Consider the following 14,248-nt stretch of genomic DNA (forward strand, 5'->3'; position numbering starts at 1 on the left):
GGCAATGGATTCCGTCTCTCTGGGCAACTTTCCCTTCTTTCGTACCGGCACAAATCCCTTATGCAACTCATAGGCGATGGCTGTTCCGAAGATAAATCCCCGACTCTCCAGACCGATGACAAGATCAAAATCCACATCCTTTAAAGACCGGATTAAGCCATCTACGGAATCCTTCAATCCGTCCGGATCCTGAATCAAAGAAGTAATATCACGGAAGATTACTCCCTTCTCCGGAAAATCCGGAATGGACAATACATAATCTGCTAAATGCTCTCTTTTCATAGTTCTCCCCTCAAGTTTTTTATGGCATAGGCCTGAATGGCCGCCACAGTTTTGCTGTCTGTCATCTTTCCGTCCGAAATCAATTTCAGTAAGTCCTCCAGCGCCCAAGCCTCCAAGAAAATCTCCTCATCTTCATCAAAGCACTGCTGTCCCTTCTTCAAATCCTTGGCAAGATAAATGGCAATCTTCTCATCCAAAAAAGCCACCGTGGTATTGACCCAAAGAAGAAGCTCTAGAGCCTCACTCTTATAGCCCGTTTCTTCCTCCAGCTCCCTCTTTGCACAAAGAAGAAAGTCTTCCTCCTCACTATCCCGCTTTCCCGCCGGAATTTCCAGAGTAAAACGAGACAGCGCATGACGGTATTGCCGAACCATGAGAAGCCTTCCGTCCTCTAAAACCGGAAGTACCGCTGCAGCTCCTATATGATGAATAAAGTCCCAGTGAGTCACATGACCGGACACATCCACCGTATCTTCATAGACCTCCAGCACCGAGCCCTTGTAGCGAAGCTTTCGTTCCAGTAAACGAACCGGAAGCTCTTCTTTTTTCTCTTCCTGCTTTTTCTTTTCTTCCATCTTTCAAACACTCCTATTCCGAAAGATTTTGATTTGAAATTCTCTATAAGATTTTCCCCTCAAACTTCTTTATTCTAACATACTTATAGGGATATCTCCATGATTTAACAAAAGATTTCCCCCTTCGGATGTCGAAAGAACTCCCCCTTTGGATGTCGAAAGAACTCCCTTTAGAAACGAAAAAAAAGGCGAACAGAAGGAAACACAACGCTTCCTCTCTTCACCCTTTTGGAAAATCAATTAAGAAATTTCACTTTGGAAAAAAATTTGAAATTCCATTCGGAAAGTCCATTTAAAAAATCTCCCCGAAAAATCCTATAAAGAATAATTTCAGTAATCTTACTTGGAAAACTCCACCTTAGAAACTCCGTATCCTGCCTTGTTGATATGCTCTCTAAGCTCTTCCTCGCTGTGCTCTTCCTTCATCCGCACTTCCGCTGTATGACTGCTTAAATCCACCGTAGCCCAGACACCGGAAATGGCATTTAAGGCATTTTCCACCTTCTTCTTACAGTTTCCGCAATGCATATCGTCTACGGAAATTATGGCTTTAAAAGGATAATGTCCTTCCACCTTGTCGGAAACCTTTACGGAATCCACACTGCATTCTCCTCCGCCGCAACAACCATTTTTTCCTCTTTTAATGACACTTCTTACCGCAAAAACGATAATTACGCCTACCAGTGCCAAGATGACAAAATTTCCCATGCTGTTCTTCCTCTCTGAAAACAATTTTGGCTAAATTCATTAGCTATGTCTAACTTCTTTAGTTTAGTCCCTTGTTTTCTTCTGTCAAGGAATTTTGAAAAATTTTATTTTTCCTATCGTGATGCACAGGGTCTTATTTTTCCTTTTCTTCTTCCTCTTCCGTCTCTTCCTTGTGTACGATAGTCTTTCCGATACGGTGGTTCTTGATTTCCGCCACATCGATACTCAGACCGTCCGTATCCAAGTGCAAGGAGGATCCGTCCTCCGGCACCCTACCGATAATTCCCATAATATAACCGCCGAAGGTATCCGCTGCCTCTAAATCCAGATGAATCTTCAGGGCTTCATTTACATCCTCCAAATCCGCTGAGCCGAGAATGCTCCACTCGTTTTCGGAAATCTGCTCAATAGGCTCCGGCTCGGGAAGCTCATCCTCTTCGTGCAGGTCACCCACCCAGGCCTCAATCAGGTCATGAAGGGTAACAATTCCCGTCATTCCGCCGTACTCATCCAGCACTATCCCATAGTACTTTCTTTCCTTTTGCATGATTTTGAAAAGGTCGGAAACCTTCATATTCTGAGAAATGAAGAAGGGGCGGTCCACCGCATTCCGCATAACATTGGGTCTGCTTAAGTCGTTTAGGCGGAAATAATCCTTGGTGTTCAAGACACCGATGATATCGTCATTGTCCTCACCGCAAATCGGGTAGCTGGCAAAACGGTTTTCGTGAATGGTATGTCTCCACTGCCGATCCGTATCCTCAATATAGAGCATGGCCACATCGGTTCTGTGGGTGCAAACGTCTTCCACCGTAAGATCTTTAAATTCAAACACATTTTGAATCCATTCATTTTCACTGGACTCAAAGATGCCACTTTCCATTCCCTCATCGATCATCATCAAAATGTCTTCCTCGGAAACGGCATTGATATCTCTTTCCGGATCGATTTTTAAAAGCCTAAGCACTGCATTCGTTGATGCGGAAAGAAAGAAAACGATGGGCATGGAAATGATAGACACAATCCTCAACATCGGAGCAATGAAAAGAGCTATAGGCTCTTTATATACTTGCGCCAGACGCTTCGGCACCAACTCTCCGAAAACAATACTGATATAAGATAGAAGCAGGGTAATCAGTACAATAGAAAGGGGATGCATCATGCTCTCCGTGTTGGGGATGGGAAGCTTTACCAGGAGCTTATCCAAATATCCCGCAAAGCTCTCTGCCGCAAAGGCACTGGAGAGAAATCCCGCCAGAGTAATCGCCACCTGAATGGTGGACAAAAAGCGGGAAGGCTCTTCCACTAGCTTCAAAAGATGCTTTGCATTTATGCTTCCGTCCTCCGCAAGCTTTCTTATTTTTCCCTCTCCCATCTGCAAAACCGCAATTTCCGCACAGGAAAAGAACCCGTTAATAAAAATCAATACAAACAAGAGTATGACTCGACCAAGCATAGCTGTGTTTAAAAATCCTCCTTAACTCCAAAATCCTTGGAATAGTTTTTTATTCCCTGGAATAACGAAAGACGAACTGCAGAAAAAGGTATAGCGTGTCCTACACACTATACCTTCTTGCTATATGATTCTTAGGACTTCCGTTATCCGCGTCCCCGTCTTCGTCCATGTTCTTCCCCTTCTTGTCTCTTTCCTCAACTGAAAAGAATACAGGCATTATACGGAATCTCCCCTACTTTGTCAAATCTTAAGAAATTAGGGAACTTGCCTCTCCATATTTCTATTGTATAAGCAGCACCGATAAAAATTAAATAGCCAACGAAATTCCCTTTCGGCAAAGAGCAATGCGCCAAGGCTTTTTCTTGGCTCGGATATAACGAAACTTCAGAAAACCTGCATTTTCCGTATAAGACTTCAATTCTTCCTCATCATAAAGTCTTACACCATGAATTTTCTTAATCATGGAACAACACTTACTTTCCCTATCATGGGTAACCGCCAGAATAAGTACCCCTCCCGGTTTTAAAACTCGATACGCCTCCGCCAAGGCTTTATCCATATTTTTCCAAAAGTAAATGCTTTCAAAACTGGATATGGCATCGAAGCTCTCATCCCGAAAGGGAAGCTTATAAACACTACTTAAGATGACTTCACACCTATCTTGAGCAATTGCCTTCTCATTCCAACCGGAAGCAATAGAAACAGAAATCGGGGAATGATCAATACCGCTGACATGGGCATCCGGATAGCACTCCAGCCAACGTTCCAGATTGCCGCCTCCCCCACAGCCCAAATCCAAAATATCCGCCTGAATCGGCAGTTCCACAAAAGACATGCCCCAGTACCCCAGCTTGGCATGCTCTCCATAATTCATTAATAGGCTAATGACTCTCCCAAAAAATCCTCTGGGTTTCGAGAAATTCTGCAAAAGCCCCATTGTCTTCCTCCTGAAATCTTGGGGAATCTTGCTCCTAGCATCCCCTTTTTTCTTTCTAGTCCCTCTTCGCAAGTCTTAATTTATTCGTAAAATTAATTTTATGGGACAAAGCCAAGCTTGTCAACAGGGAGATGGGGGAAGGGGGTATTGCACTCTTCTTTAATATGTTCCAGGATAAACCGGCTACAAATTGTAGCCGATTTAAGACACTTATCACATTTCATGAGCCACTTTCCTTTTTTCATCACATTTCATGAGCCACTTTTTGCCTTTTTCTCACATTTCATGAGCCACTTTTTGCCTTTTTCTCACATTTCATGAAAATGGCACAAAATATCCTTACTGCTCCATCATAAAGAGCGAGTAAAAGTATCCCTTCTTTTCCATCAGTTCAGAGAAGATTCCTTCCTCTACGATCTCCCCTTCTTTTAACACACAAATCCTATCTACACGACTTAAAATTCTGGAATCCAAGTCATGAAGCACCAAAATCTCCGTGATATTCTCCAAGGATAAAAGGGAATCCAACACCAGATAGCTATTTTCCTTATCCAAGGCTGCGGTAATCTCATCCGCAAGAAGGATAGGAGTTTTTCGAAGGAGACTTCTGGCAATATTGATTCTTTGCCGTTCTCCTCCAGAAAGGGCCGCTCCATTTTCCCCACAAGGATAATCCAAACCTTTCTCCGAAATCAGATTTTTTAAACCGGACTTTTCAATGGCCAGCTCCAGCTCCTCTTTACCATAGTCCTGAAACAGAGTAATGTTCTCATAAATACTGCCGTCAAAAATAAAGACCTCCTGTTGAATATAGGAAATCGAACGAAAGAGGCTTTCCTCAGGAAGGGTAGAAAGTTGCCTGTTTCCAATAGAAATCTCTCCCCCCTGACTTCGCTCGATCCCCATAAGAAGCTTTAGAATGGAGGACTTTCCTGAACCGGAAGCTCCCAGAAGAATCAGCTTTTCTCCCTCCTTTACCCGTAGAGTAAATTCCTTCAAAACCTGCTTTTCCGAAGTATAAGAAAAGGAAAGATGGGAGAAGCAAATATCTCCCTGTAAAGACGGGATGGGAAGGGCTTTCTCATGGGAGTCTGTATCGATATGCTGATGATAACCGTCCTTAACAATTTCACCGCTCTTCTGCTGCTGTTCCTGCTGTTCCTCCTGCTCCCCTTTTCCTATCTTCTCCCAAAATTGTTCGGAAAGGGCATAGGCGGTTCTTGCCTTACTAAGCATTCCCGGAAGCTCTGTCACCGGATCAATGATATAGTTAATCAGTCGAGAAAAAGCCAGCACGGTTCCCACGGAAATGCTTTTGCTTCTATAGGCCACAACAGCGCATAGAAGCAAAATGGCAAACTGGGTGATATAGCCGGAAATGGCGGCAAAGTAATTGATTTTCTCCACGCATTTTTCCCGTTCTTCCATGCGATCTTCCACCTTTTGGCAGATTTTATCATGGAGTGTAGAAAAAATTCCTTCTACCTTATAGGACTTAATGATGGTAAAGCCAACGGCAAAGTCCTTCAAAAATGCTAAATATTCTGCATTTTCCTTGGATAAATTCTCCTCAATCTTCTCCATATTTCTTCCGGAGAAAAGAGCGGCAAAAAAGGGAATCAGGGAAATGAGACAGGCCATCATGGCTAAAAAGAAATTGTAGCGAATCATCACCAAAACAGCCCCTATGCCGCAAATGACGATTTGGGAAAGTATGGGAATCTGGTCCAAAAAATCCTCTTTGATTTTCTGTAAATCCGTATTCAGGGCGGAAAGATACACCGCCGTATTCTGTCCGTAAAACTCTGTCACCTTCTTCTTAGACAGATAATGATAGGCCATTTTCCGATACTGAAAGACCGCCTTGGTGCTGAACTTCGTCCGAAAATAGTAGGTGCAAAGACCGGAAAAGCTCACCATCAGTAAAACCGCTACGGCCATTAGGATGATTTGATGCATACTGTAACGGTGATTTCCGGATAGGAAATCAATCAAAATCTGCATCAGTTGAGGTACAGAAAGAATACCCACGGACAAAACCGTGGTACCCAAAACCGCCATAAATAGATTTTTCCGATTTCCTTGAAAAAAGCTTTGACTTAAGGGATTACGCTGCTTCATGCTGTTCTTTTCCTTCCTGCTGTCATACTCTATTGTCCTATTTTTATGCCCTTATGTACTCTCTTGTCACTCTTCTATAAGTCTTCTATTCGTCTTTAAAAAGCCTCACACTAAACTTCCGAAGTTCTTCCATTGTATTTTTCTCTATACTTTTCTCTATACTTTCCTCTATACTTTCCTCTATGCTTTTCTCTATACTTTCCTCTATGCTTTTCCTTTACATATTTCCCTTATCCTTTTGGAAAATAAGCTTCCCTCTCTCCCCCTGTCTGTGCCTAGAGTACTGAAGCTCTATGCCTTCTTTTTCCAGAGCTTCTATCCCTTGAATCTTTTCCGCTGTAAGCTTCTCTCCCGGGAAAAGCAGGGGAATTCCGGGAGGATAAAGGCTGAGATATTCCAGGCAAATGCGACCTTCTCCGTCACGAAGATTAACCTCCTCCCCCTCTTTTAGGCCTTCTAAAATTTGCAAAGTATTATCCGCTACAGAAATTTGATACAGGGCAGAGGATAGTATCTTAGACTGTAATGACTGTGCTGAACTTTCTATCAATTCAGACATTTCATCTCCCGTTTCCTTCCCTCTTTCCTCTTCCGCTTGCTTTCCTCTTTCCTCTTCCGCTTGCTTTCCCCTCTCATCTCCCGGCTTCTGTTTATTCTCATCTCCCAATCTTCTTTCTATATCCTTCAAGGCAATAAACAATCTATCCAGTTCCTCTTCTGAAATAAAGGGTCCCGTCATCAAAAGCAGATTTTCTCCGCTATGCATTTCCGATTCAATGCCGTAATCTTCCCGAAGAAGCTTAGCCAAATCCTTCCCCAGTCTAAGCTTGGGGATTCCTCGGGCTCGTAAGAAAATCTTAGTAAAATCCATAGCAAAGCAAGCTTCCTCCTTCTCCCAAAGAAAAGTAAAATAGGAAAGTGTTCTTGCCTTCTCTTGAAAGCCTATCATCACTTCCTTCCAACGGGAAAATAAAGCTTCTCCCTCTCTTTCCAATAGCGTTGTAGCCTTTTCCAAGGAAAGCATCAGGGGATAGGAGGGGGAAGTCGTCTGAAATACGGAAAGGTAAAAAGACAGCTTTTCCCTACTGTATCTTTGTCCCTTTCCCAATATCCAGGCACTCTGGGTTAAGGAGCAAAGGGTTTTGTGGGGGCTTTGCACCACCAAATCCGCTCCTAAGGAAATGGCGGACTCCGGAAAGGAAGTTCCCCTTTTCGGAGAAAAATGGGCTCCGTGAGCCTCATCCACCAGAAGGGAAAGGCCATTTTCATGGCAGAGTTTTGCAATCCCTTCCACATCGGAAACCACTCCCTCATAGCTTGGGCTGGTGAAAATCAAAGCCTTGCTCTTTGGAAACTCCCGAAGCAATCTTTCCACTTCCTTCAGAGAAACCGAGCCGAAGCAGGAAAAATCCTCCCAAAACTCCGGTAGCAGAAAATGAATCTTTGCCTTTCGGAGAGATAAGGCATAAAAAACAGAGCGGTGGCAATTTCTTGCCACCACTACCTCATCTCCTTCTTCCAGTAGAGTGAAAATACCTGCCTGTAAGCCGGAGGAACTGCCATTTACCAGATAGAAGCAATCCGAACAACCGTAGTAGGCGGCAGTACGATTCATGGCTTCCTGCAAAATCCCTTCCGGTGCATGAAGATTATCCAGCTCTTCTACCTCCGTATAATCGTAGGCATAGGGAAGAGCTGTACCCATGTCCCTCTTTCTTTGGTGCCCCGGCATATGCAGAGGCAGGAGTTTTTTTTCATTGTAGTGCTGAAAATATTTTTCTAAAGGAGAAGCGGAAGGATTCCGCCCCTCTTTCGATTGATTCTTCATTTTCTTTCCTTATCTGATCGCTATTCATCAAATCTCAAGAGAGATATAGCCTGCTTTACGGCATCTTTCGAATAAATCTTTTCACGATTAAGTTTACAGATTCTTCTCCAAGTCCTCTACAATCTTCTTAATGGTTCCCTCTTTAAAGGGATTCATCAGGCCTACCTTTTCCTCTAATTCTGTAAAGAAAAGAGAAGCGGAATACTTGGAAAAGTCCATATAGCTCTTCCATGCCCCTTGGAAATCCTTATCCATCCAAGCCTTATACTGTAAAGCATTGATGCCGGCAATACAATAATCAATATAGTAATAGGGAAGGTCATAAATGTGGTGCTGCTTCTGCCAGAAACCGCCCTCTTCCATAAAGGCATTGTCCGCATAATCTAAGTGTGGCTTATACTCCTGCTCCAAGGTTCTCCAAAGCAGCTTTCTCTCCTTCGGAGTCATTTTCGGATTCTTATACACAATATTTTGGAACTCATCCACCATGGTGCCGTAGGGGATAAACATCAAGAACTCTTCAAAATGCATGGAAAGGTAGTCCTTTGCCCGATCCCCGAAGAATAAATCCATCCAAGGCTCGGTAAAGAATTCCATAGACATGGAGTGGGTTTCCGCCGTTTCCATAGTCAACTCGTTGTGCTCATGAATGGGCAGATCCGCAGTAATATAGCCCTGGAAGGCGTGTCCGCACTCGTGGGTAATTACATCACAGTCTCCGGCTGTTCCGTTGAAGTTGGCAAAGATAAAGGGCATGTGGTAGTTGGGAAGCATTTCCATATACCCGCCGGTTCTCTTGTTCTTTCTGCCCAGCACATCGAATAGCTCCATTTTCATCATATCCTGCATAAACTTTGCGGTTTCGGGAGAAAGAGCATCATACATCTTCTGTCCTGCTGCCATGATTTCCTCAGGAGTTCCGATGGGGGCAGGATTTCCCTCCTTGAAAAATACCCCTTCGTCATAGTAATAAATCTTATCCAGTCCAAGGCGCTGTCTTCTTCTCTCATGAAGCTTTTGGACAAATGGCACCAAATCCCGTTTTACCTGCTGGCGGAAGGAAGCAATCTCCCGCTCTCCATAACAGTTTCGATTCATTCTGGCATAGCCGATTTCCGTGAAATCCGGATATCCCATCATTTGCCCCTGCTCGGTACGATTCTTGACTAAAGCATCATAGATAGAGTCCAGCTTCTCTGCATTGTCCTCAAAAAACTTGGTATACGACTTCCATGCCTTCTTACGCACCTCTCTACCCTCTGCGGTAAGGTAGGGTGTCATCAGAGAAAGGTTTAAGTTCTCTCCCTCCCAGGGAATCTTTGCAGAAGCCAGAAGCTTACTGTATTCGGTGGTCAGTTCATTTTCCTTTTGCATCAGGGGAATCAGGGAAATGTCCACCGCCTTCTGTGCCAGTTCCATGTTTTTAAAAGCTACATGCCCCAGCTTCTCTTCCATATAAGCCCGGTGGGGAGAATGGTAAACCCGCATCTGGTAGTCCACTAAGAGATTTCGGAAAATGGGCATATTGGCATCATAAAAGGCTCTCTCCTTCTCGTAGAAGGGATCGGTCATGTCAATGTCGTTTCGAATGCTGGCAATCACACTTTCCGTCATTACATCATCCACCAGCTTATAGTATTTCTGATGGAGGGCAAAAAGCTCCTCCCCGGACTGGGCCTTATCTACCCCCTCACACAGCTCCAAAAAATCAGCCTTCAGTTTATCAAAATCAATTCTCTCATAGGGAAATTCAGTAAATTTCATATTTTCCTCCAATTCATAAAGCACAATGTAAAACAATCGGTATAAGCATAACATTTCTATGGGAATATTCCATAAGTTTTGTATTCCCTTTCTATTATGCCACTATTTACAGCCTATACTTATCCAAAGATATATCTACAAAGTCAATGGATTTCTCTTCTAAAAACATCACCATATAGATCGGAAGATAGCTAATCCGCCCTATTGTTTTTACATTATCATTTGTAAAAACGTATGCGTTTTTTATGCCATATTCAGGAACACGTAATACGTTATCCAAAGCGGAATGTTTCTCGTAATCCTTTCCGCTTTTTACTTCAATGGGAAGCACTTCCCCTGCATGCTCAATAATAAAGTCCAGTTCTCCTTTTTTCTTATTACTATAATAATACAAGGGATAATTATGTGCACAAAGCTCCTGAGCAATCACATTTTCATATACGGAGCCTTTATTGATATCTTTTTCTTTACTAACAATTTTTAATTTACAGGACTTTCCATACAGGCTTGTGAGCAAACCCACATCGGACAAAAACAGTTTAAATAAAGTACTTTTTTCGTTGAGTAAAAGCGGAACTGTCGGTTCTGTCGTATTAAAAGTTGCTAGTGCAACTCCGGCCTTCCAAAGCCATGTAAAACTATCAGAAACTCTTTCAAATCGAAGATTCGCCTTAATATCCGTAAGCTTAAAACGCTTATTTTTTTCATTTAATTCCGCAGGAATCAGTTCATAAATTTGCGTAAGTAATAATTTCCGATTCTCTTCCTCGTATTGTGTAAAATCTAACTTATATTGTTCGATAATGGCTTTGTGTTCCTCTATGACATTATCTATATTTTCTGTTTTACGATATTGCTCCACAGCAGCAGGCATCCCCCCTATAATGAGATACAAATTAAATATCTCCATTATTTTTTGATGAAATACTTCATCTACCGGAGTCTTGGATAAAAAGGAACTGCGAAGCCTCTCTAATACTTTATCCTCAACATTAAAGATTTGAAGGAACTCTTCAAAATCAAGGGGAAACATTTTTAGAGTCTGCAAATATCCTACCGGTGCTGACTTCAAATTAACCAGTTCTATTCCTAGCAAAGATCCCGATAAGACATAGCGAAAACGCTTATCCTCTACAAGAAACTTTATCTTTGTAACAATTTCTTTGTATCGCTGAATTTCATCAAAGAAAATGATTGTTTTTCCGGGAATTATCTTCTTACTGCTGTACAAAGACAGCTTTAAAATAAGATCATCAATACTATTCGCTTCACGTAAAATATCCACTATTTCCGATTGTCTAATAAGGTTAAACTCAACATAATCACATCCTGACTGCTCTAGGCATGCTCGAATAATATAGGTCTTTCCTGCCTGACGAACACCATAAATCAGTAAGGCTTTTTCTCCACTTGTAATCCAATTCAAAAGGTCTTTTTCAATTTTTCTTTTCAGCATCTTTTCTCCAAAATCCGGCATAACAGTGCCATAAGTCATTTCTCTTAAGCCGGCCAATGACATTTTTCCAAGGTATTTTGACTTATATTTTGACACTTTTCCAAGGTATTATCAAGCCAATTTTGACACTTTTCCAAGGTATTTTCACACTAATTTTGACACTTTTCCAAGATTGCATAATGATTGTGTAGCAGCCAAGAAAAGTAGACATGAAAAAAGCCTCTATGCCATTTAACTTCCATTCACCGAAAAAAGGTCGGTAAAAATAGATCAACTATTTTTACCGACCTTTTTTGAAGAGACAATCCTAAAATCCCAACTCCAAAAGCAAAACACTGGCCTTAAAAGACATCCAAAGCAATATCTCATAGCTATGCGCCAAAAATACAAAGAAAAATAAGGCCAAAAGGGGCTTAGTCATAGGAGCACGCTCTAAATAGCGTTGAGAACAGCGATAAAGACTGATACCTCCCCCTATAAAGCTTAGTACTTTCACTAAAATCAATCCCAAAAATGCAAAGTCCATATTAATTAAGCTTAGAAACACGATCAATATAGAGAGAAAAACCAAGCCGATAAAAACAAGCCCCTCTTTTCCCTGCTTACGAATATTTCTCCCTCCGACTTCTGCCTGTTCTGCCGGCGGATATAAAGCTCCCTGTACCCTACGAAGGTAGAAAAGATAGGGAATAAACAAGGCCAGGAGAAAAAGGGGAAGAAGATTTTTCCCCGTCAACGTAGCAATAGTCCAAGAAAATGCCACCGGAACTGCCAGCACATAGCAAAAAATCAAAGTCAAATTTTTGTGTAAAATCCTGTCTTCGTCCATAAACACCGTCCTTTCTCAAAAGAGAGTAAAGAAGATTAGTTATCTGTTTGTTCAAGCTTTCGAATGCATTCGTTTCTCTCATTATATCCAAGAAAAAATAAAAGTCATTCCCAATTTCTTGAGAATGACTTAAAAAATTATTAGAAAGTATGGACGATTTTCTTTGGGTGAGAACATAAAAAAATATAGTAGAAAACTCTATTATGCAAATGTTTCGTCATACCCTCTGACAGATAGTTTGTCCTCTCTATATGTTTCTCATCCTTATATAGAATTAAGACGATTTATTAAATTCATTGTATTTTCTGTATCTTCAAGAAGTGATATGGCAAAGCATTTTTTTCCTGCATCCTTTAATGATGCCCCAATATGATAAACTGTTTTTCCATCTAAAATGATGAATCTATCATGGAATATCTGTGTTTTTTCTACTGTAAGTGTAGGATATTGAGCGTTGAAATTTACTATGTCATTATTTGTTATAGAAGCACTTGCATAGGTATAAATCTTTACATCCACAGTTGCATTCTTTTTTGCCAGAATATTCAAAGTTCCCACATCTACATATCCGTCAATCAAAATAATTTCATTCTGCGCCTTTTGAACAATTGATGTAATAAAGCTAAAAGCATCATATATCTGTCCATCGAAAAAAATCTTCTGTTTCGATTCCGTTTGATCCTCAATATATTGAAACACCTTTTCAAGCTTCTCATTTGTACTTTTCTGGTATTCCAGTTGTTTCAGTTCTATATGACTGATCTTTTCAAAAAGAAGTGCATTATTAGATATAAATTGACGCATCTCCCGAAATGCTCGCATAATAAAAATGCTCTGTTGTTCCGCCACTTTACCCTTCAGTACTGTAGCCAACATATAAATTCCCTGTTCAGTAAAAGCATAAGGGGGTTTTCTGCGCCCTCCTTCCTGACCAGCGTAAAAACGAGATATCGTACGCTTTGCGCACGATACTCGTTATGAATTGGAAAACGGTGAAATCACAAATTGTGATTTCACCCCTTCCACCTCCTCCTTTGTTAGCTGAAACATAAAGTCATCCGGAAAGCGTTCAATATTTCGTTTAACCTGCTGATTCAAAGCCCGGACTTCATAACCATATAGAGCCGCAAGTTCATAATCCAGCATTACCTGTTTTCCTCTAATGGTATATATTCGATTTCCAAAATCATTAACTTGCATTGTGTTAGAAACAGGCTTTTCTTTCTCCTGCTTATCAGCCATAAATTATCCTTCCTGTGAAGTCACACATTCAACAGAATACGGCTTGCACTGGTATCACACGATATCCTTCAGTATCTCCAAAGGAAATGGCTCTCCCACCTTCTCTACGGAAAGGTCTCTTAGCGTAAAGTTTGACTTCCGAAGGGTCAGTGCCGGGTTATAGTAGGGATCTCCCTGTCTCAAAATCTCCGGCCAATGCTTTGCCAGGCAGACAATCTCTCCGTTGAAACGCTTTACCTTCTCCGGATTGTCCTCCAGTCCTCTGGACTTGGACTCATAGTGGGTAAATAAGGCATAGGGGGTATACACCACCCGCTTTCCAAGGGCGCGAATCTTTAAACAAAAATCCACATCATTAAAGGCTACCGCAAGTTCTTCTCGGAAGCCCCCTACCTTATCAAAGAGGGATTTCTTGGTCATTAAAACGGCAGCAGTAACCGCTGTATAGTTTTGAATGCAGGCCGCCCTATGCATATAGCTGTTTTCCGTTTCGTGGGTACCGATAAAGGTGGCTCCGGCAATACCGCCAAAGCCCATCACCACACCGGCGTGCTGAATCATTTTATCCGGATAGAGAAGCCTTGCACCGCAGATGCCCACTTCCTCCTGCTGCACAAACTGGAGCATTTCCTCTACAGAATCCGTCTTTAAGCACTCAATATCATTGTTCATAAAGAGGAGATATTCTCCGTGGGCAAAGCTCACCCCGAAGTTATTGATGGCGGAGTAGTTAAACTCTCTTTCCCAGCGCACCACCCGTACCGCCTTCTTTTGGAAATCTCCGTATCGTGCCGGAAATTCCTCCTGTATCTTTTCATAGTAGGCAAATGTCTTTTCCTCTACGGAATTGTTCTCCACCACAATCACTTCCAGGTAAGGATAGCTTCCGGCAAAGAGAGAACGAATGGCCAGATCCAAATCCTCACTATGGTCCTTACTGGGGATAATCACGGAAATAAGAGGAAGCTCCCCTTCCTTTTTCTCCAAGGCATAGTGGCAATGATAGTAGCCGTAGGTAATGCCCCGCTCCACCTTTTCAATGGGAAGCCC

Annotated in this window: 12 protein-coding genes and 1 pseudogene; all 13 read right to left on the reverse strand. The window is 42.0% G+C overall.

The window, feature by feature from the left end; all coding sequences use genetic code 11:
• Positions 1-282, reverse strand: a 282-nt coding sequence (locus ACO4PX_RS03815) for a type I phosphoribosyltransferase (protein WP_485571557.1), incomplete at its 3' end; no start/stop codon positions are given.
• Entirely contained in the window at positions 279-857 is a 579-nt protein-coding gene (locus tag ACO4PX_RS03820; protein WP_007157618.1) for an NUDIX hydrolase, read from the reverse strand. The genes ACO4PX_RS03820 and ACO4PX_RS03815, both read right to left, overlap by 4 nt.
• A 339-nt stretch (positions 858-1,196) precedes the next feature.
• Positions 1,197-1,565 (reverse strand): FeoB-associated Cys-rich membrane protein, encoded by a 369-nt coding sequence (locus ACO4PX_RS03825; protein ID WP_314833712.1) that lies wholly within the window; start codon positions 1,563-1,565, stop codon positions 1,197-1,199.
• Positions 1,566-1,698: 133 nt separating this feature from the next.
• The gene (locus ACO4PX_RS03830; protein ID WP_485571559.1) at positions 1,699-3,021 is read right to left on the reverse strand and encodes a hemolysin family protein; all 1,323 of its coding nucleotides are present in this window, start codon (positions 3,019-3,021) and stop codon (positions 1,699-1,701) included.
• A 307-nt stretch (positions 3,022-3,328) separates the two neighbouring features.
• Entirely contained in the window at positions 3,329-3,958 is a 630-nt protein-coding gene (locus ACO4PX_RS03835; protein ID WP_485571561.1) for a class I SAM-dependent methyltransferase, read from the reverse strand.
• Positions 3,959-4,297: 339 nt separating this feature from the next.
• Positions 4,298-6,079, reverse strand: a complete 1,782-nt coding sequence (locus tag ACO4PX_RS03840) for an ABC transporter ATP-binding protein (RefSeq protein WP_485571563.1) — start codon at positions 6,077-6,079, stop codon at positions 4,298-4,300.
• A gap of 217 nt (positions 6,080-6,296) precedes the next feature.
• Positions 6,297-7,907, reverse strand: coding sequence for an aminotransferase class I/II-fold pyridoxal phosphate-dependent enzyme (locus tag ACO4PX_RS03845; protein ID WP_485571565.1), 1,611 nt, complete (start codon positions 7,905-7,907; stop codon positions 6,297-6,299).
• 93 nt (positions 7,908-8,000) lie between these two features.
• Positions 8,001-9,671, reverse strand: a complete 1,671-nt coding sequence (locus ACO4PX_RS03850; protein ID WP_485571567.1) for a M3 family oligoendopeptidase — start codon at positions 9,669-9,671, stop codon at positions 8,001-8,003.
• Positions 9,672-9,777: 106 nt separating this feature from the next.
• Complete coding sequence (locus ACO4PX_RS03855) at positions 9,778-11,190, reverse strand: ATP-binding protein (RefSeq protein WP_485571573.1); 1,413 nt, start codon at positions 11,188-11,190, stop codon at positions 9,778-9,780.
• Between the two features lie 244 nt (positions 11,191-11,434).
• Entirely contained in the window at positions 11,435-11,956 is a 522-nt protein-coding gene (locus ACO4PX_RS03860) for a hypothetical protein (protein ID WP_485571569.1), read from the reverse strand.
• 264 nt (positions 11,957-12,220) lie between these two features.
• Positions 12,221-12,778: a cell filamentation protein Fic gene (locus ACO4PX_RS03865; protein WP_485571575.1), complete on the reverse strand. Its 558-nt coding sequence runs from the start codon at positions 12,776-12,778 to the stop codon at positions 12,221-12,223.
• Positions 12,772-13,156 (reverse strand): annotated as a pseudogene (locus tag ACO4PX_RS03870) (ORF6N domain-containing protein); the annotation flags it as partial. The pseudogene ACO4PX_RS03870 and the gene ACO4PX_RS03865, both read right to left, overlap by 7 nt.
• A 96-nt stretch (positions 13,157-13,252) precedes the next feature.
• A partial coding sequence (locus ACO4PX_RS03875; protein WP_485571571.1) for a glycosyltransferase family 2 protein occupies positions 13,253-14,248 on the reverse strand: 996 nt, incomplete at its 5' end.

This window comes from Oribacterium sp. (assembly GCF_057249185.1).